This is a genomic window from Desulfotomaculum sp. (assembly GCA_003513005.1).
Classification (GTDB): domain Bacteria; phylum Bacillota; class Desulfotomaculia; order Desulfotomaculales; family Nap2-2B; genus 46-80.
In genome coordinates, this window is the sequence record DOTD01000094.1 from 1 (window position 1) to 19,434 (window position 19,434).

General features: G+C 45.1%; 19 protein-coding genes and 1 pseudogene. 13 read left to right on the plus strand and 7 right to left on the minus strand.

Going from position 1 to position 19,434, the window contains the following annotated elements; translation table 11 throughout:
* Window positions 1-74 precede the first annotated feature (74 nt).
* The 10 genes and pseudogenes from DEH07_12150 to DEH07_12195 all read left to right on the plus strand — a co-directional run bounded on the left by DEH07_12150 (window position 75) and on the right by DEH07_12195 (window position 8,726).
* Window positions 75-749 (plus strand): annotated as a pseudogene (locus DEH07_12150) (iron ABC transporter permease).
* Complete coding sequence (locus DEH07_12155; protein HBY05231.1) at window positions 746-1,534, plus strand: iron ABC transporter ATP-binding protein; 789 nt, start codon at window positions 746-748, stop codon at window positions 1,532-1,534. Before DEH07_12150 ends, DEH07_12155 begins: the two are co-directional and overlap by 4 nt.
* Window positions 1,535-1,556: 22 nt before the next feature.
* Window positions 1,557-2,657, plus strand: coding sequence for an ABC transporter substrate-binding protein (locus DEH07_12160; GenBank protein HBY05232.1), 1,101 nt, complete (start codon window positions 1,557-1,559; stop codon window positions 2,655-2,657).
* Between the two features lie 11 nt (window positions 2,658-2,668).
* Entirely contained in the window at window positions 2,669-3,286 is a 618-nt protein-coding gene (locus tag DEH07_12165; protein HBY05233.1) for an SAM-dependent methyltransferase, read from the plus strand.
* Window positions 3,265-5,061 carry a radical SAM protein gene (locus DEH07_12170; GenBank protein ID HBY05234.1) on the plus strand — a complete coding sequence of 599 codons (1,797 nt, stop codon included), beginning with the start codon at window positions 3,265-3,267 and terminating at the stop codon, window positions 5,059-5,061. Before DEH07_12165 ends, DEH07_12170 begins: the two co-directional genes overlap by 22 nt.
* On the plus strand, window positions 5,052-5,447 hold the full coding sequence (locus DEH07_12175; GenBank protein HBY05235.1) for a hypothetical protein: 396 nt from the start codon (window positions 5,052-5,054) through the stop codon (window positions 5,445-5,447). Before DEH07_12170 ends, DEH07_12175 begins: the two co-directional genes overlap by 10 nt.
* A 242-nt stretch (window positions 5,448-5,689) precedes the next feature.
* The gene (locus DEH07_12180) at window positions 5,690-6,649 is read left to right on the plus strand and encodes a zinc ABC transporter substrate-binding protein (GenBank protein ID HBY05236.1); all 960 of its coding nucleotides are present in this window, start codon (window positions 5,690-5,692) and stop codon (window positions 6,647-6,649) included.
* On the plus strand, window positions 6,649-7,449 hold the full coding sequence (locus tag DEH07_12185; protein HBY05237.1) for an ABC transporter ATP-binding protein: 801 nt from the start codon (window positions 6,649-6,651) through the stop codon (window positions 7,447-7,449). Before DEH07_12180 ends, DEH07_12185 begins: the two co-directional genes overlap by 1 nt.
* Window positions 7,449-8,291: an ABC transporter gene (locus DEH07_12190; protein ID HBY05238.1), complete on the plus strand. Its 843-nt coding sequence runs from the start codon at window positions 7,449-7,451 to the stop codon at window positions 8,289-8,291. The genes DEH07_12185 and DEH07_12190 overlap by 1 nt, the downstream gene beginning before the upstream one ends.
* An 18-nt stretch (window positions 8,292-8,309) precedes the next feature.
* On the plus strand, window positions 8,310-8,726 hold the full coding sequence (locus DEH07_12195) for a transcriptional repressor (protein ID HBY05239.1): 417 nt from the start codon (window positions 8,310-8,312) through the stop codon (window positions 8,724-8,726).
* A gap of 157 nt (window positions 8,727-8,883) precedes the next feature.
* On the opposite strand, the gene DEH07_12200 is transcribed toward DEH07_12195, so the two are convergent.
* The 3 genes from DEH07_12200 to DEH07_12210 all read right to left on the minus strand — a co-directional run bounded on the left by DEH07_12200 (window position 8,884) and on the right by DEH07_12210 (window position 11,638).
* Entirely contained in the window at window positions 8,884-9,288 is a 405-nt protein-coding gene (locus DEH07_12200; GenBank protein HBY05240.1) for an arsenate reductase, read from the minus strand.
* A gap of 395 nt (window positions 9,289-9,683) precedes the next feature.
* The gene (locus DEH07_12205; protein ID HBY05241.1) at window positions 9,684-10,535 is read right to left on the minus strand and encodes a phosphate-binding protein; all 852 of its coding nucleotides are present in this window, start codon (window positions 10,533-10,535) and stop codon (window positions 9,684-9,686) included.
* 221 nt (window positions 10,536-10,756) lie between these two features.
* On the minus strand, window positions 10,757-11,638 hold the full coding sequence (locus DEH07_12210) for a phosphate-binding protein (GenBank protein ID HBY05242.1): 882 nt from the start codon (window positions 11,636-11,638) through the stop codon (window positions 10,757-10,759).
* A 144-nt stretch (window positions 11,639-11,782) separates the two neighbouring features.
* Here DEH07_12210 and lonB point away from each other — a divergent pair, with 144 nt between their 5' ends.
* The 3 genes from lonB to DEH07_12225 all read left to right on the plus strand — a co-directional run bounded on the left by lonB (window position 11,783) and on the right by DEH07_12225 (window position 16,667).
* Window positions 11,783-13,513: an ATP-dependent protease LonB gene (lonB, locus tag DEH07_12215; protein HBY05243.1), complete on the plus strand. Its 1,731-nt coding sequence runs from the start codon at window positions 11,783-11,785 to the stop codon at window positions 13,511-13,513.
* Between the two features lie 158 nt (window positions 13,514-13,671).
* Window positions 13,672-16,080 carry an endopeptidase La gene (lon, locus tag DEH07_12220; protein HBY05244.1) on the plus strand — a complete coding sequence of 803 codons (2,409 nt, stop codon included), beginning with the start codon at window positions 13,672-13,674 and terminating at the stop codon, window positions 16,078-16,080.
* Window positions 16,077-16,667: a YihA family ribosome biogenesis GTP-binding protein gene (locus DEH07_12225; GenBank protein ID HBY05245.1), complete on the plus strand. Its 591-nt coding sequence runs from the start codon at window positions 16,077-16,079 to the stop codon at window positions 16,665-16,667. The genes lon and DEH07_12225 overlap by 4 nt, the downstream gene beginning before the upstream one ends.
* A 304-nt stretch (window positions 16,668-16,971) precedes the next feature.
* On the opposite strand, the gene DEH07_12230 is transcribed toward DEH07_12225, so the two are convergent.
* The 4 genes from DEH07_12230 to DEH07_12245 all read right to left on the minus strand — a co-directional run bounded on the left by DEH07_12230 (window position 16,972) and on the right by DEH07_12245 (window position 19,289).
* Window positions 16,972-17,967, minus strand: coding sequence for a hypothetical protein (locus DEH07_12230; GenBank protein ID HBY05246.1), 996 nt, complete (start codon window positions 17,965-17,967; stop codon window positions 16,972-16,974).
* 113 nt (window positions 17,968-18,080) lie between these two features.
* Window positions 18,081-18,416 carry a hypothetical protein gene (locus DEH07_12235; protein ID HBY05247.1) on the minus strand — a complete coding sequence of 112 codons (336 nt, stop codon included), beginning with the start codon at window positions 18,414-18,416 and terminating at the stop codon, window positions 18,081-18,083.
* A gap of 17 nt (window positions 18,417-18,433) precedes the next feature.
* Entirely contained in the window at window positions 18,434-18,733 is a 300-nt protein-coding gene (locus DEH07_12240; protein ID HBY05248.1) for a hypothetical protein, read from the minus strand.
* 49 nt (window positions 18,734-18,782) lie between these two features.
* On the minus strand, window positions 18,783-19,289 hold the full coding sequence (locus DEH07_12245; GenBank protein ID HBY05249.1) for a PIN domain nuclease: 507 nt from the start codon (window positions 19,287-19,289) through the stop codon (window positions 18,783-18,785).
* Window positions 19,290-19,434: the final 145 nt, after the last annotated feature.

Genomic DNA, 19,434 nt, shown 5'->3' on the forward strand with positions numbered 1-19,434 from the left:
TTGGTTTCCTCCCGTTTGCTAATTATAGCTTACAGGAGTTTCTGGGGTTTGTCTAACCCCGTCTTGGGAGGACAAATGTCCTTATTTGGGGAGTTCAAATCAGCGCGTTTGCTTTCGGGATTTTAGCTGTAATGATTACATACTCACTTAGTATTGCTCTTAAAAAGAACGGAGATCCGATTCTAATGCTGGTACTGGCCGGAATAGTTATAGGCTCCATCTTTTCCTCACTTATCTCATTAACTAAATATATCGCTGACCCTAATGACACCTTACCGACAATTACGTTTTGGCTGATGGGAAGCTTAACATCCATACGAATTAGAGATGTTTTATTGTTAATCATCCCGGTCTTGCTGGGAACAATCCCAATTTTAATATTCCGGAATAAACTTAATATACTGGCCTTTGGAGATGAAGAGGCCCAATCCCTGGGTATCGACGTTCATTGGGTCCGGCTGCTTTTTATCATCTGTTCAACAATAATAACCGCCTCATCTGTGTCTTTGTGCGGCATGGTTGGGTGGGTAGGTCTTATTATACCTCACATATCAAGGTCACTCGTAGGCGCCAATCATAAAGTTCTTATACCGGCTTCAATTCTTACAGGTTCGATATTTCTAATGTTGGTTGATGATTTATCCAGAACCATTTTCAGCGTCGAAGTCCCTCTGGGTATAATAACATCCCTGATTGGAGCTCCCTTTTTTATATATCTTATGTTTCAGAAAAGAAGGGTCTGGCAGTGAAGCTGCAGATAAAAAATTTAACCTGCGGATACAGGGAAACAAAGATAGTAGAATCTATAACCTTTAATATAGAAGGGGGTGAAAATGTTTGTTTATTAGGCCCCAACGGTGTGGGTAAAACAACCTTTTTTAAAACGCTGCTGGGGTTTTTAAAGCCTATTGGCGGATGTGTCCTGTTAGATGGAAAAAACACTATGAAATTGTCCAAAAGAAGAATAGCCCAATCTGTTGCGTACGTTCCTCAAGCACACAACATTCCGTTTCCTTTTCCAGTTATCGACGTAGTTGTGGCCGGAAGGAACGCACACCTGGGCATTACTTCAACCCCCACCAAAAAAGACTATGATTTTGCCGCAGAGTGCATTGATGAACTGGGAATTAGTCACCTGAAGGAAAAAATATATACTGAGCTTAGTGGCGGGGAACAGCAAATGGTATTGATTGCCAGAGCGCTGGCGCAGACTCCGCAAATATTAATCATGGATGAGCCCACCTCCAACTTGGATTTCGGGAATCAGGTAAAAATAATTAATCATATCAACTCGCTGAAGCAAAAAAAGCTTGCTGTAGTAATGACCACACATTCACCGGACCAAGTATTCTTATGCGGATCCAGGGTTGTAATATTTCAAAACGGCAGGCAAACATATATCGGGGAACCAAAGTCAATCATTACAGAAGACTTGTTAAGTAGAATATATGGAGTCGATGTTAATGTATGTCAGGTGAACATAGAAGACAGCAAACCTGCTAAAGTATGTGTGCCAAAAATAAATTTTTCATAGCTGAATAGGGGAGGAAAAGAATTTGAAAAAAATTCTGATATGTATTTTTCTGGTTATTTTAATGGCGCTTTCAGGATGCTCGGCGTCCAAAAACCAAACCCGGGAAACAGCAACAAGCGGCGCAAAAACATTGTCAATAACAGATATGGCCGGAAGGCAGGTAGAAGTGCCAAAAACTATAAACAAAGTACTTAGCACTACTCCTGTAGGCACTATAATTATGTATTCATTGAATCCTAAAAAAATTGCCGGCCAGAACTGGACTCCTACAGAGACCGAAAAGGTGTATTTGGATAAAGATTATTTAAACCTGCCGATGCTATCGGGGTGGTATGCCGATGGAAAAGTCGGTAATGTTGAAGAAATCATCAAGGCGGCTCCTGACATTTTACTGCTAAATTTTTCCGGAAAAGCCACGCAGGCTAATTTAGACCAGGCCGGCAATTTACAGGAAAAACTCAAGATACCCGTGGTTATGATTGATTCAAAGATTCAAAACACGACAAATATGTATGAATTTTTGGGCAGATTGACAGACGAGAAAGAAAGAGCCCAAAAATTGAGCCAGTATGCCGGCGATTTATTAAAAGATATAGACAGCAAGGCAAAAACTATCGATGCCGGCAAAAAAGTATCGGTTTATTATGCGGAAGGAAAAGAAGGTTTACAGACAGATCCTTCCGGTTCGGAACATGCGCAAGTATTAAATCTTGTCGGCGCAATAAATGTTGCCAAAGTAGAGATCAAAGCAGTCATGGGAAGATCAGCGGTGTCTGCAGAACAATTATTGCAGTGGTCGCCCGATATGATCATAGCCTGCCATGATCAGGGATTTACGGCTGAAAGCTCTACTTACAGCGCCATGATCAAAGATACAAGATTCGCAACACTGAAGGCAATAAAAAATAACAATATATATGAAGTCCCTTACAAGCCCTTTAATTACATTGACCGTCCTCCTTCAATCAACAGGCTGATTGGACTAAAATGGTTGGGCAATCTATTATATCCCGACGTTTACAAATATGACCTTGAAAAAGATACCAAAGAGTTTTATAAGCTGTTTTATAACATAGACCTGACCCAGGAACAGATTAATGATATATATAAATATTCGAGATAAGAGGAAATGCCATGAATATTGACGCCAAAGGATTCAATAAAATAGCAAAAGATATTCTTGCGCCCGTTTACCCGGTTATTGCTGAAAATATATTCAAGGAAACGGGAATAAACCGGGGTATATGCTTAGATCTGGGCGCGGGTCCGGGAAATCTGGGATTGGAACTGGCAAAACTTGCTTCGCGCCTGGAGATTATCTTATACGATCAGTCAGAAGGCATGTTAAAAATAGCGGAAACAAACTGCTCCGATATGCTGCTTGCGGATCGTGTAAAAACCAAGCAGGGCTACGTTGAAGAGCTGCCTTTCGATGACAATACAATAGATTTAATTGTAAGCCGGGGCTCAGTTTTCTTCTGGGATGATCAATTAAAGGCTATAAATGAAGCTTACAGGGTGCTTAAACCGGGCGGACGCGCTTATATCGGAGGCGGGTTTGGAAATGAAGATCTGCTGGCAGAAATCACCAGAAAGATGCTGGAACAAAACCCCGAATGGGAGAATGACAGAAATAATAGAGTAGGCCAGCAGGGATATGAGCATTTTAAAAAGTTAATGAAGAAAACAGAGGTCCATGAATACGAAATCAGTAGAAAGCAGGCGGGACTATGGATAATATTCAACAAATAGTAAAGTGTAATATATGCGCCAGGGAGTGCGGCATAAAAGAAGGAGGCGCCGGATTCTGCCGTAAGTACACCGCAGTTGATGGCGATTTGCATGAAATTGCTCCCGACAAATACCTGGTAGTGTGCTGCATTTCAATTGAAACCATGCCAATGCAGCATTTCTATCCAGGAGGAAAGTTTCTGCAAATTACAACTACGGGATGTAATTTCGATTGCCTGGGCTGTGTATCCACTGTTGTAGTCAAAGAAATGGGAATAGACAGCACTGCTCTGCAATACATGACTGCGGAGCAGATAGTTGAAAAGGCTATAGAAGAAAACTGTATCGGGATAACTTTTCTGATGAACGATCCGATTGCCTCATTCTTCACCTTTTTAAATGTTGCAAAGAAGGCCAGAGCATCCAACCTTATGGTCGGATGCTCAAGCAACGGTTATTTCACTGCTGAGTCTTCTCAACAGCTTGCTCCTTATCTGGATTTCATAAATATTGGGATAAAGGGTTTTTCGGATGAAGAATACCAGGCTTGCGGCGCAGCCGGCTTTAAACCTGTGCTTGAAAGCATAAAAACCTTTATTGGCGCAGGAACGCATGTAGAGGTATCTTGCACTTATAAAAAATATGATGAGCCGGGCATTGGGAAATTTGCCGCCTGGCTGACAGAATCAGATTATAACATACCGCTGCAAATAATGAGGTATATACCGCTTGAAGAAGCGGCTCCCGAATTCGAACCCACCATAAATGAAGCTGAATGTCTATGCCGGGCATTAAAACAAACCTTGAATCATGTCTATTTATTTAACAGCCCGGGAACAGAGTATTTAAATACTTATTGCCCGGAGTGCGGAAATGTATTGATTGCAAGAGATTTTTACGGACCGATGGGCGCAAAGACAAAAAAGATTAACAGCAGTTCTGAGGGGAAATGCCTGCAATGCAATAATTTGATTTCCATACCGGGACTGCAGCCAAGAGACGGATATAAGGAAAAAGCTTTTGAAGGCGGATATCCTTTCACAAGGGCATTGGAAATGATCCAGGCTATATTAATTGCTTCCGGTGTTGTCAAGCTTTCTGATGTAGTAAAGGTGTGGGAAAAGATATTATCCGAAGAAAACGGCCTTGATAATTTGCACCTTGATTTAAATTCAATTAGCCGGTATATTTCGGTCATTCAAAAGTTCACCAGTTATATCGGGGCTGATGAAAAGGCTAAAAAATTAACCTTATATATGCAGGAGAAAATTAATCAAATAAATGAAAAACTTGTCAATGCAGCTTTCAGACCACGAGTCTATTATGCTATGGGGAAACCTCTTTTCTGCCTGAAGGGTGAACGTTTTGAAAATCAGCTTGTTACTGCGGCCGGAGGTGTTAGTGTAAACAAGGAAGTTCAGGGAGATGGACGGCCGGGCCTGACAATAAGTGTTGAGGAATTGAACAGGCTTAACCCTGAAGTAATTTTCATTTCATCATTTATTTCCAATACCATTGAGGATTTTTATCGTGAATGCTTAACAAAAGGAATAAAAGTTGATGCGGTCCGTTCCAAGAGAATAATTAATCATTCATACCCGAACTGGGATTTCGGCAGCCCAAGATGGATCCTCGGTTTGATGAATATCGCCAATATTCTTCATCCGGAGATGTTTAGTTTTGATATGTTGGAAGAGGCAAAATACTTCTACTCCACTTTTTACAATACAGACTTTGATCCTGAACGTATTAATTTATCATTTGCAAAGCCGGTCAATAACTGGAGATGGAAGTAGCCGCTTTTCAGATACAACAAAAGAATATATACCATAACTCATTAAGCAACATTATAAATCTACCCCTTCGATTTATTCAGCAATCACAGAGCAAAGAGAAAGATGAGAACGTGCTGGTGCTTTCCCACAACGCCAAAATAATTCAAAAGATTTTACGGGACGTTTCCGATATTGTTTCTGCCGATGTTTTTGGCAGACTTAATCCCGGAGGCGTGGTCGGCAAGGATTGCGATTGCAGGTGTTTATGCGAATGCAAATGCGATTGCGATTGCAGATGCCTATGTGATGATGATGCACTTACCGATATCGTCCAGCAAATCACGCAACTCGCTAAGTTCCGCCAGTTGAGCACCCGGGTTCTCACCAACCAATTCACGCGCAAATAGTTCCCCTCACGTCTAAACTGGGAATACACGGGGAAGAACATCTATGCGCCTAATCCTTTGTCAAGCTTGACGTTAACAATAAGTCAAGTTTGTAACAATAAGTCAAGCCTGACCCCATAAATAAACACAATAAGTCAAGTTTGTAACAATAAGTCAAGCCTGACCCCATAAATAAAACATAAATAAAACATAAATTATACTTGACCAACCAAATTTTTTATATATAATTAAATGCAAACAGGTTGCAGTTGCATCTAATTTTTTTTAAGGGAGGAAAGGCTGTGAGATTAAGGTTTTTAAGTTTGGCGGTATTGCTGTTACTTATTGGATCGCTGTTATTTAGCGGATGCGCAAAGAAAAGTTCTCAAACTAACAATGCCGCTCCAGATCAAAACGCAGCTAAAAGTACTACAATTGCCGCTTCTTTTTATCCAATGTATATTTTCACTCTAAATGTTGCAAAAGATATTCCTAATGTCCAAGTTATCGATATGACCAAGCCTACAACAGGGTGCCTTCATGATTATACCGTTACTCCTGATGACATGAAAAATCTCGAGGGAGCCAAATTTCTCGTTACCAATGGCGCAGGTATGGAATCCTTCATGGACAAGGTAATACAGCAATTTCCACACCTGCAAATAATAGACGCCAGCAAAGGAATTCCCTTGATAGAAGGAGAAGGAGATGAGGGAGATAATCCTCATTTATGGGTCAGCATTTCAAATGCCATATTGCAGGTAAGAAATATTGAAAATCAATTGGCTGCTCTGGATCCGGACAATACTGCCAGGTATAAAGAAAATACGGACGCATATATAAAGAAATTAGAAGCCGAAAGAGATAAAATGCATCAAGTGTTGGATGGTATTCAAAACCGCAATATTATTACCTTTCACGAGGCATTCCCCTACTTTGCAAAGGAATTCAACCTTAATATCGCAGGTGTAATAGAACGTGAACCGGGTTCGGAACCCAGCCCCCAGGAGCTTGCTGATACAATTAAAAAAGTTAACCAATTAAAAATAAAAGCCCTTTTCGCAGAACCACAGTATCCTGCAAAAGCCGCCGAGATAATTGCAAAAGAAACGGGAGCAAAAATTTATACGCTTGATCCGGCAGTTACAGGACCTATGGATGCGGACGCATATATCAATATTATGGACAGTAATCTAATAACACTGGAAAAGGCGTTAAAATAATGCTGCACGAGGATGTTAAAAAGAAAGAATGTATAACATGCGGCTGCGGTTTGTGCTGCACTAAAATACAAGATTTGAGCGTAACCCGGAATCATACAGAAATACTGAAGGATGTCGATCTCCACATTCATTGCGGAGATTTGACCGCCATCATAGGCCTTAACGGCGCCGGAAAAAGCACACTTTTAAAGGCAATCCTCGGAGAGATCCCCCACACCGGGGAACTGACCTTTCTTGACGCCGACAACAGACATACAAGGCGGCCTGTGATAGGTTATGTTCCACAGAAGCTTGATTTTGACTACGGTTCCCCGGTAAGTGTCCAGGATGTATTTGCGGCCGTGCACACAAACAAACCTGTCTGGTTTTCGCATTCGAAAAAAATTCGTCAAAGGGCTTATGAAAGTTTGACTTCTGTTCAGGCGGCCCATCTTATAGACAGGCGGCTCGGTGTCCTATCGGGAGGAGAACTGCAGAGAGTCATGCTTGCGCTTGCCCTCGATCCCAAACCGGACCTTTTACTGCTGGATGAACCAGTTTCCGGAATTGATAACAATGGCTTAAAAGCATTTTATAAAACCGTTTCTGACCTTCGGGAGAATTACGATTTATCCATCATTCTGGTATCTCACGATTTTAATTTAGTGGCCCAATACGCCGACAGGGTTATATTTTTAAACGACAAAGTAGTCGCCTGCTCCGGAACCCCGGAAGAGGTCTTCAGCAACCAGAAGGTAATCGACACATTTGGAATGAAAATAATGAAACAACCCGTCAGTCCAGGAGGAACCGATAATTAATGCCGTCATTGTACCATCTTATTGACATATTGCTTCCTTATGAATGGGCGCACCATGTTTTTATGAAAAACGCTCTGCAGGGTGTTTTACTGGTCGCTCCAATATTTGGTTTGCTCGGAACTATGATAGTGAACAACAGAATGGCCTTTTTTGCTGACGCCCTGGGTCATTCTGCGTTAACGGGTATTGCCGTAGGTGTTATAATAGGAATGGATAATCCTTTCTGGTCAATGTTATGCTTCTCTATTCTATTAACAATAGCCATTACAATAGTTAATAACACAAATACCGCCTCAACTGACACAATTATTGGCGTCTTTTCCTCCACTGCCGTTGCGCTTGGCATTGCAATCCTTTCAATGCGGGGCGGGTTTAACAAGTACTCTGTCTATCTGATTGGAAATTTACTAAGTATTAGTTCAACAGATTTAATCATGCTGGCAATTGTGTTCGTAGTCGTGATTATTTTATGGACAACCGTTTTCAACAAACTTCTTTTAGTGAGTATAAACCAGTCGCTGGCCAGCAGCAGAAGGATCAATGTTCAATTTTATAAATATCTTTTTACTCTGACAATGGCGGTTGTTGTAACAATATCAATCCAGTGGGTAGGTATTTTAATTATAAGTTCACTGTTGATTCTGCCTGCCGCAGCAGCAAGAAATATTGCCCAGAACATGCGTCAATATCATATATACTCGGTTTCCATCGCAATCATTTCTGGCTTATCCGGGTTAGTTTTATCCTATTTCTTAGGCACTGCCAGTGGAGCTACAATAGTTTTAATATCTGCAATATTTTTCCTTGCCACGCTGGGTTTAAGATTCAGCTTTAATAACTGACATTAAGCTCAAAGAAGGATGATTGTATTGTCTAAGAACCAGACTATAACAGACTATAAAACCACAAAGCAAAGAAATAAAATCATTCAGGTATTGCAGAATGCAGAAGGGCCTTTGACTGCGGAAGAAATATATTTGCTAGTCAAAGACGAATTGCCTTCAATAGTAATTTCTACAATATACCGAAACATGGAAGCATTAAAAAACATTATCGTAAAAACTGTTTATAATGATGGGAAAGCAAGATATGCGCTTACGAAGGAGAAACATACTCATAATCTTATTTGCTTGAAATGCAAAAAATCTATAGCTATAGAAGAATGCCCTCTGGAAGCCGTGGAAAAGAATTTGGGTGAACAAAACAGCTTTGAAATTTTAGAGCACAAATTAGAGATATATGGTCACTGCAAGGATTGCAGGCTAAACAAAGAATAGGACATTTACGGCCTCCAATAAAAAGCAATTGGTCTCCGGCATAACCGGAGACCAACCATACTGCAGCATACTTATTATATGCGGCGGTGAATTTTTTTATACATATTAATTTCACTTATTATAAGCAAGTAATTTTCAGGATTAGACAACTAAATGATTATGAAAGAAGCTCTCCAACAAGCTCTTTTATTTTGTCCCTGATTTTCCGGAACACAGACATCTCATCCTCGCTGCCTGCAAAGCGAGCCGGATCTTCTACCGGACAATGAACATAATGGACCGTAGGAGGAAAAACAAAACAGCCTTCCTGAATATCACACAGGGCAACAACAAGATCGGACGAGTTTAGCAGGGCATGGTCCAGAACCTTGGATTCATTTTTTGATATATCAATGCCAACTTCATTCATAACGCTCACCGCGTTCGGGTTAACGCCCTCCGGAACCGTGCCTGCGCTGTGCGCTTCCCATTGATCGCCATACATCTTTCTGGCAAATCCTTCCGCCATCTGGCTCCGGCAGGAATTGCCCCTGCAAATAAAGATTACCTTCTTCTTTGACATACGCGTACCCCTTTAGCTAATATAATACAACAAAATATAAAAGAATGCGCTTAAACCACTGTATTTTTTAGCGCCCCAAAAATACAAGTCCCTGGCTGGATTAACCATAACCAGGGACTTTTTGTTTGCAGCTGCTGACGTCGTAATTATTATGCGTAATTTTTAAATCTATATACGTATTTAAAAATATAAAACGTTAATTGCATGGTGGATATAAATCTGTTATAATAGAGATATTCTGAATAGAGATATTCTGTTTGAAAAAGTTGATAAATTGGTGATTTTGGCATTTCAAAATCCAAAACTTCTTCGTTATAGAGACCAATTTGGCGTTAATCAAGGGATTGACGATTGAAATATCTCCACTATGTAATTAGTGTTTTAAAAATATTTTTTTACTGAGTCACCAAAGGAACGAAGCCTTTTTCTTCAGCTATTTTCTGGCCCGCATCGCTGCGTGCGAAATTGATGAATTCTGTTACCGCCGGACTTGGCATCGCCTTGGTTAAGAAGAACAATCTTCTTACCAGGGGATAAGTGCCGTCTTTGCAGGTATCAATATTGCATTTTATACCATTTAAGTCCAGCGCCTTTGCCCCGGATATATAACCCAGAGAAACAAAACCAATGGCCGACGCGTCTTGGATTACGGCAGCCTGCACTTCGCCGTTGGAATTCTTTAAAAAGGCGCCGGAGATAATTTTTTCCTTGTTCATCACTTTTGCCTCAAAAGCATCTCTTGTGCCTGATCCCTCTTCCCTGGCAATAACAGTTATTTTGCCCGCTTTCCCTCCAACCTGGCTCCAGTCAGTTACCTTGCCGGAGTATATCCCCGTCACGTCCTCTATTTTCAAGCCGCTGACCGGATTGGCGGAATTGACTATTACAGCGACAGCATCACGGGCTACCGGGTAGGAAATAAGATCGGACTCGGTCAGTTTGAGATCCCTGGAAATGGCGCCTAAGTCTACTGTTCCGGCTGCGCACTGTTGGACTCCCGCCCCTGAGCCGCCGCCGCCTGATTCAACGCGCACGTCGGGATGGAGTTTCATAAACTCTGTAGCGAGAGCTTCGGCCAGAGGCAGAACACTTGTCGATCCGGCCTCCTTGATTGTCCCAGAGAGATTGACATTGCCGCCTTCTTGAGGCGTCTTGGAAGCGCCGCAGCCTCCCATAAGTAAAGAAAGCGCTAAAAGTCCCGCAACGGCCAGCACAGCAAACTTGAACCCGGATTTTTTAAAAATCACACAATCCCCTCCATTTTTTTCTATTATTTTTTATAGACTAAAACAAAATTATTAAAGTAACGTTAACCTAAGATAAAGTTATGTTAACTTTTCATTATCTTCTTGTTAATCCTGTGTCGATTAAAAAAATAGCCTCCGGCTTGTCAAACAAGGCCAGGGGCTTTTTAATCAACCACAAACATTTATTATTTTCGCGTTGCCGGTTAAAAATACCTCAACTGCTAATACACCAGAGGCACGAAGCCCATTTTTTCAGCTATTTTTTGGCCCGCATCGCTGCGCGCAAAATTGATAAATTCCGTCACTGTTTCGTTCGGAATGCCCTTCGTTATAAAAAACAATCTTCTTACCAGAGGATAACTGCCGTTTTGACAGTTTTCAAAACTGCATTTAGTACCGTTTATTTCTAAAATTTTGATGCCGTAAACATACCCGAGAGAGACGAAGCCGATGGCGGTGGCATCCTGGGAGACAGCAGCCTGCACTTCACCGTTTGAGTTCCTCAAGAGGGCGTCAGGTGTTATTTTTTTCTGCCGCATGACAATACTGTCAAAAGTGTCCCTCGTGCCCGATCCTTCTTCCCTGGCAAACAAGATGATCCTGCCCGACTTTCCTCCAATCTGGCTCCAGTCAGTTACTTCGCCGGAGTATATTCTGGCCACGTCATCCGCTTTCAGGTTGTTGATTGGATTGCCGGGATTCACTATAACTGCGATAGCGTCCCGGGCGACGGGATAGGAAATCAGGTCGGACTCGGTCAGCTTGAGATCCCTGGAAATAGCCCCCACATCCACAGTCCCGGCAACACACTGCTTGACACCCGCCCCGGAGCCGCCGCCGCCTGTTTCCACACGCACGTCTTTATGGAGCTTCATAAACTCCAGGGCAAGACTTTCCGCTAAAGGCAGCACACTTGTCGAGCCGGCTTCCTTAATTGACCCGCTTATATCAGTCCTGCCGCTTTCCGGCGTCTTTTTTGGAGATTCGCAGCCGCTCGTCAGCAGGGAAAGCGTCAAAAAAACCGCAGATAAAAAAACAACGAACCTGATCCCGGATTTTCTAAAGGCCAAGGCTGATCCCCCTTTTGTTTTTGTTATTATAATTCATTAAAGCACAATTTACGTTAAAAATCTTAATAAAATTTTCGTTTCGCTGTTGAAAACGCCGTTTTCGGTTTTAGACAAATCCTTCAAGGTTATACTAGTTGGTGCAATACTTTTTTGAACACAGGAGGTTAGCTGATTTTAATGGGATCTATAGGCCTGAGCAATATCGCCATTTTTATTCAGGTTTTTCTGGGTGTGATTATCGGCCTTTTCTTCTGGAACATGCTCAAAACCCAGCAAGGCAATAAAACGGCTGTAAATAAAGAATCACGCAAGGAACTGGAAAACCTCCAGCGCATGCGCTCTATCTCACTCACCGAACCGCTGTCTGAAAAGATACGGCCGTCGAAGATGGAAGATATAGTCGGCCAGAAGGAAGGTTTGAAAGCCCTCCGGGCCGCGCTTTGCGGCCCCAACCCGCAGCATGTAATCATCTACGGGCCGCCCGGTATCGGCAAGACCGCAGCCGCCCGTCTGGTCCTCGAAGAGGCCAGGAAAAACCCGCAGTCACCTTTTAAAGAAAACGCCAGCTTTATTGAAGTGGACGCAACGATTGCCCGCTTTGACGAACGGGGAATCGCCGATCCGCTGATCGGCTCAGTTCACGACCCTATCTACCAGGGCGCCGGCCCCCTGGGTATTGCGGGAATTCCGCAGCCGAAGGCGGGAGCGGTTACAAAAGCGCACGGAGGAATGCTTTTTATCGATGAAATCGGGGAACTACACCCCATTCAGATGAACAAGCTGCTGAAGGTGCTGGAAGACCGCAAGGTACACCTGGAAAGCACCTACTATTGTTCGGAAGACACCAATATACCCAGCCATATCCACGATATATTTCAAAACGGGCTGCCGGCCGACTTTCGCCTTGTCGGGGCAACAACCAGGCTGCCCGAGAACATCCCGCCGGCGATCCGCTCCCGCTGCGTGGAAATATACTTCCGGGAACTTCCGCCTGGTGAGATAAGCCTAATTGCCGCAAGGGCGGCGAGAAGCACAGGGCTTTCACTGGCCAAAGAAGGTTTGAAAGTCATTGAAAAATACAGCCCCAACGGCCGTGAGGCGGTAAACATCATCCAGATCGCGGCCGGAATAGCTATTACCGAGGGCAGAAAGCAGATCCGTACACAGGACATTGAATGGGTAATCAACAACGGACAGTATTCCCCGCGCCCCGACAAGAAGATCGGCCCTTCCCCGCAGGTTGGGGTCGTCAACGGACTGGCCGTGTACGGCCCCGGCCAGGGAAGCCTGCTGGAAATTGAAGCATCTGCAATTCCCGTAAAGCCCGGTCAGGGTAAAGTAACCGTCACAGGAGTCATTGACGAGGAGCAAATTGGTGAACACGGGCATTCTTTCCGCCGGCGGAGCATGGCGCTAGCCGCAGTGGATAATGTGCTGACTGTTATGCAAAATGTGACGGGAGTGAACCCATATGACTATAACCTGCACGTCAACTTTCCAGGGGGAATTCCCGTTGACGGCCCCTCGGCAGGAGTCGCCGTGGCGACGGCAATCTATTCGGCAATCAAAGGCATTCCGGTTGACAATTTCCTCGCCATAACAGGCGAAATTTCCATCAGAGGTCTTTTAGCGCCTGTCGGAGGAATCCTGACCAAGCTGGAAGCAGCCCGCCGGGCTGGCGCAAAACAGGTCATCCTGCCTAAAGAAAACTATCAGGATATGCGGCTGAAGCTGCCCGGACTAACGATTACCCCGCTGGAAAAGCTCGAAGACGTTCTCAAAATTGCCCTTGTCAATGCAGCGGAACCAACTCCCTGCCCAAAGGCGCACAGCACAGTCCGGAAAGCAAAAAGCCCGCAGCCTGTAATACCTCTTCCCGGCAGCGGGGCTATAGGAGCTAATAATTAGGCGGAAGCATTTGACGAATTATGGAACCCTTGAAAAGCCTGGCTTTAATCAGGTTTTTTCTTCTGCTGGGAGTTATTACTGTGGCAGATTGGCGATCTTTGTGCTAAAATGATGCTAGTTAGTTATTTATTAAGATAACCAAACAGAAGGGAGCAGCTATGAGTTCCAATTTAAAACTACTTCCGTTGCTGCCTTTGAGGGGAGCTTTGGTTTTTCCCTACATGGTTATTCATCTTGACGTAGGCCGGGAAAAATCAATCCAGGCCGTTGAGGAAACCATGCTCAGGGACAGAATAATCTTTTTGGCTACCCAGAAGGAAGCGCAAGTTGACGATCCAGGCGAAAATGATATCTTCTTGACGGGTACCGTAGCTGAGCTCAAGCAAATTTTAAAGTTGCCCGGTGGTACAATCAGGGTATTGGTCGAGGGGATGTCCAGGGGAAAAATCAGAAGATTCATCTCCGGCGAACCTTACTTAAGAGTCGAAGTTGAAGAGTATCCCGGCGAACATGAAAAAACGCCGGAAATTGAAGCCCTGATGCGCAACCTGGTCTACCAGTTTGAACAATATGTGAAGCTATCCAAGCGCGTACCCCCGGAAATGGCGGTCACCGTGGTTAACATGGAGGAACCGGGGCGGCTTGCAGATGTTATCGCCTCACACCTTACCCTGCGCATCGAGGATAAGCAGCAGATCCTCGAAGATGTTGACATTGTTGAAAGACTTGACAAGCTGTGCGCGTTTGTCGCACGGGAACTTGAAATTGTTGAACTTGAGCGCAAGATAAACATACGCGTCAAAAAACAGATGGAAAAGACCCAAAAAGAATACTACCTGCGGGAACAGATCAAAGCAATCCAACGGGAGCTCGGCGAAAAGGACGAGCGTATGGCGGAGGCGGAAGAATACCGCCAAAAGATCGCTGAGGCCAAACTTCCCAAGGAAGTTGAGGAGAAAGCCCTCAAAGAAGTTGAAAGACTAGAAAAGATGCCTCCCATGGCCGCTGAATCCACCGTCACCCGCAATTACCTTGACTGGCTGGTTACACTGCCGTGGAGCAAGAGTACGCATGACCGTCTGGATATAAACCTGGCGGAAGAAATTCTGGATGAAGATCATTACGGATTGAAAAACGTCAAGGAGCGGATCCTCGAGTACTTGGCCATCCGCAAGCTTTCCAAGGACCTGAAAGGCCCCATCCTCTGCTTTGTAGGACCGCCGGGCGTGGGTAAAACCTCCCTTGGAAAATCAATTGCCAGGGCGATCGATCGCAAGTTCGTCCGCATCTCCCTGGGCGGGGTGCGTGACGAGGCTGAAATCAGAGGCCACAGGCGCACTTACGTGGGGGCATTGCCGGGCAGAATCATCCACGGGATGCGCAACGCAGGCTCCAAAAACCCCGTCTTTCTGATGGATGAGGTTGACAAAATGAGCGTCGACTTCAGGGGCGACCCGTCGGCTGCCCTGCTGGAAGTCCTTGATCCGGAGCAGAACAACAGCTTCAGCGACCATTACATTGAATTGCCGTTTGACCTTTCCAATGTAATGTTCATCACCACGGCCAATATACAGTACAACATTCCCAGGCCGCTGCTGGACCGTATGGAATTGATTACGCTGTCCGGATACACCGAGGAGGAGAAAGTCCAGATTGCCGTACGCCACCTTCTGCCCAAGCAGCTTAAAGAACACGGCCTCACCCAGGAAATGCTGGTTGCTTCCGAGAACACAATCAGGAAGATAATCAGGGAATATACGAGGGAGAGCGGCGTCCGCAACCTGGAACGCCAGCTGGCGGCCGTCTGCCGGAAAGCCGCCAAGCAGATTGTTACGAAGAACCTGAAAAAAGTCAGGGTTACGCCACAAAACTTGACCCAATTCCTGGGGACTCCGAAATACCGCTACGGGGTCATCGACACAGAAGATCAGGTAGGCATGGCCACCGGCCTTGCCTGGACCGAGGTCGGCGGAGAGACTTTAAATATCGAGGTTACCTTGTACAAGGGAACCGGCCGCCTCACGTTAACGGGTAAGCTCGGCGACGTGATGAAGGAGTCCGCCCAGGCAGGGTATAGCTTTGTGCGTAGCCGCGCAGACAAACTGGGCATTGAAGCCGACTTCTTCGAGAAGCACGATATCCACGTGCATATACCCGAGGGAGCTATTCCCAAAGACGGGCCTTCGGCTGGGATTACCATGGCCTGCGCCCTTGCTTCCGCCCTGACGGGCCGGAAGGTAAGGCACGAAGTGGCCATGACTGGCGAAGTCACCTTAAGAGGCAGGGTGCTGCCGATCGGCGGCCTCAAGGAGAAAGTCCTTGCCGCTCACCGGGCTGGAATAAAGAAAATCCTCGTGCCGGTGGAAAACAAGAAAGACCTTGATGATGTGCCCGTAAATATCAAAAACAAGCTGGAATTTGTCTATGTGGAAAGCATGGATGAGGTACTTGAGGAAGCGCTGCTGGAAGATAAAATAGAAGAAGAGCCGGTTAACATGAACAACCTTCCGGCAATAATAGATGATATAGCTTACCAACCCGAAAGGGGACCTCAGGTATACTCATGAAAGTGCTCCAGGCTGGTTTTCAAATTTCAGCCGGTAAATTAGATCAATGCCCGGCAGGGACTGAACTCGAAATAGCCCTTGCCGGGCGTTCCAATGTCGGCAAATCTTCCCTCCTGAACAAACTGGTTGGCAGAAACAACCTGGCCAGGACCAGCGGGACCCCGGGCCGGACGCAGACAATCAATTTTTACTTGATCAACAAAAGTTTCTACCTTGTGGATCTACCGGGGTACGGGTTTGCCAGGGCGCCTCAGGAGGCAAGGGCCCACTGGGGCCACCTGGTGGAAAGTTACCTCAAGGGAAGAAAACAGCTCTGCGGCATTATCCAAATCGTCGACATACGGCACAACCCCACAATACTGGACCACCAGCTTTTTGAGTGGCTGCGTTTCTACAGCATCCCCCATGCGATAGTAGCCACAAAATCCGATAAACTCTCCCGTTCGCAGGCAATCAGGCAGGAAAAAACAATCCGCCAAGATCTTGCCATAGCCGGTGAAACCCCTCTGATTATTTTTTCCGCAAAAACAGGCCGGGGGAAAGATCAGCTTTGGGACCTGATCGAAACCTGGATGATACCCTCCTAGGCAAGTAGCATAGGCAAGTAGGGACGGTTCTTGCTTGCTTCTTCCATAGCCCAAGTAGGGACGGTTCTTGAAGGGATCAATCGGAAGTTTTGCGAAGAAAAAGGGCTCAAATATCAGGTGTCAGCCGATAGTTGAGCCTTTAACAATCCCAATATAGAAAGATGCACACAAAATTTTCGATTGGCCCAGAAGAACGAAGTCGCGCACACTGCAGAGTTATGGGATTTCATTTTTTTATTCTTGGTTATTGATATTTGATTTTCCCGATATTTATCATATCTTGACAGTATAAACTTTTCATCAATCAGGCTGCATCTCGATACCGTTCAGTAAAGGTGTTGCGTTTCTTAGCCGAAATTATTGCATAAATCGCTGTATTACTGAAATCGTGGAAATTATGAAAGAAGCTTTCCTGGATGACCGACATCACCGTCTCTTCGGAAGGGACCTCGGAGGTATAGGTTCTGAGCCATCCCCGGTAACCCTTCCAGATAATCTGCTCGTATTTGAGCGCCAGCAGTTGCAGGATACCGGTGGCAATGCAGCCGAAGTTCACAAACGATTCAATCGCCCTGACAGTCTTGACGATATTAGTCTTGCTCTTTGCGTCGGTTACGGAATCCAGGTCTGAATGTCCACGGCTGTTTCTTTTCGGCCATGCCTTGGACCAAAAGTGATAACAGAAGGAACCGATCAGGAGTTTTAACATCTTCAAGCAGACTTCGACCTTGAAGCGATAACCGTAGGCGGTGATGATCGAGATAGGGTCGAGCATTGGATCCGAGCACATCAGGATGAATTTCTCGGAGCCGTCGATCACCAGCACAAAACGCACCTTATCCTTGATGGGCTTCCAGATAAGATCAAGGCACAGACAGGAGACGTACTTCTTTTTGCCGTAGGTTACCACTCCTACTTGCTGGAACTCGCTGCGTCTTGAGCGGAATACTTCTGCCAGAATCACTTTCTTACCATAGAGAGGGGGCTGCCCGCGGCGTTTGGGTTTTTGTTCAGGTTCTTCGAAGGCAACCGCGTTGCCCTTGGCCCTGGTGACCAGATGCAGCAGCCTCTTGCCATCGGAGTCCACAAGGTCCTTAATCGTCAGAAAGGCTGGCTTTGCCGCAAAGTAGGCGTCCAAAACCAGGATGCACTTCTTGTCGAGATTCCTGACCAGATTGCAGGCCATGTTCGCCATGGAAGTGATGATACTGACCTTCACTGTTTCACCGGATGATTCGGGATCATCAATGCTCTGGAACTCTTTGATCTTTTGCATGCCCTCGTGGATCTCGGCGGCCATTGGCACGCAAAACTGTTTTTTCGCCGAACCAGCCAGGATGCCCAGTACTCCATGGTGATGGCCGAAGATGTATTCGGCCTTACCGGAGTTGGCCGAATCCTGATGTAGATTTTTTACGCCCGCATCTTTTTGGCCTCTTTGGACACCTTGATGCCGTCGCCTATGACGACGAGGTAGTCGCCTATGGTAATCATGGGAAATTGCTCTTTCACGATCTTCGACCAGCAAAGCTGTAAATCCGCTAGTGTCCAGGATGAGGTCCTGAAGAAGTTCAAGCAAGAAAGATAGAGTCTCGGTTCCAGGCCCAGCCAGCGGATCAGGGAGGTGATACCGTGCTGATCAAGCCTGACCAGTAGGCCGAAGATGATCACCACAAACCAGGAGAATGCGGCCTTCCTCGTAAAACAGCGTTCAAACCGGGCGAGGATATCGCTGATCTCACTAATCATGATCCCACCACCTGCCTTTAAGAAAGAGCGAAGGTGTTGGGAGCGGTTCTTGTAAACTGTTTACCCTGACTAATCTTCTTAGCAAGGTACGACGCTACAGAGTCCCGGTCCAGCGTTACGTCATAATCTCTCTCGGCAATCTTGATGATGTCCGAGATATGAAGCGGTTTACCTGCTTTCTTAAGTATGGTTTCGACGATCCTTAGCTTATACGTGCGTGGTGTCTTGGCTGGTCTGTTTCGGATTCTCTTGATTTCCTCTAGTGTCAACTCGGCTATACTCTGCTGATAATCAAGGAAACGATCAAAGTCGTCCATGGTGCGCCTCCACTTTTTAAGTTAAGGATACACCCTTAAGGTTGGCACGTCAATACTTTAGTTCCACATTACTTACATATTTATTGACCACTACATCAGGAATAACAACGGCTAGGTAACGTACGTCTTTGCCAGAGAACTTTTTACTCTCAAGTTCTACAGAATCATATAGTTTTTTGTCTGCTGTCCAATATTCACAGATTTCACCCGTTATCTCCGTTATAACTTCGGCAACGGCCAGAAATGATGAATCATAGAGTGTCGGCATATTGAGGCTGCAGCTAATTTTCCAGGCTTTATCAGCTATAATTTCGTCAGAGAGGTATATTATCCCGGGGTATTGCCTGAATTCAAACCATAGGTCGTCTGCTTCCTGTGCTGTTAGGTTATTTCTGCCGCAGATTTTTCTAAGTACGCTTCCGGCCTCGGCCCATGCAAATGGGGGAAGTGCAATTATTTGCTGCTTAAGTAACACACTCTCCAGCAGGGCTAAAGCTGCTTCCGTATCTTTTTCTTCAATTAAGGTTTTTATCAGGACGGAAGTATCTAGACATATATGATTCCACTGCGAAAATGGGCGTTTTTCTTTTCATTTGCCCATTCATGAAAAACTGACTGGAATAATCAACCATCTAAATGTCCATTATTTCGCCTACCATTACGGTTTTACGCCAGAATTGTGGGTATTATCCTTTATATTA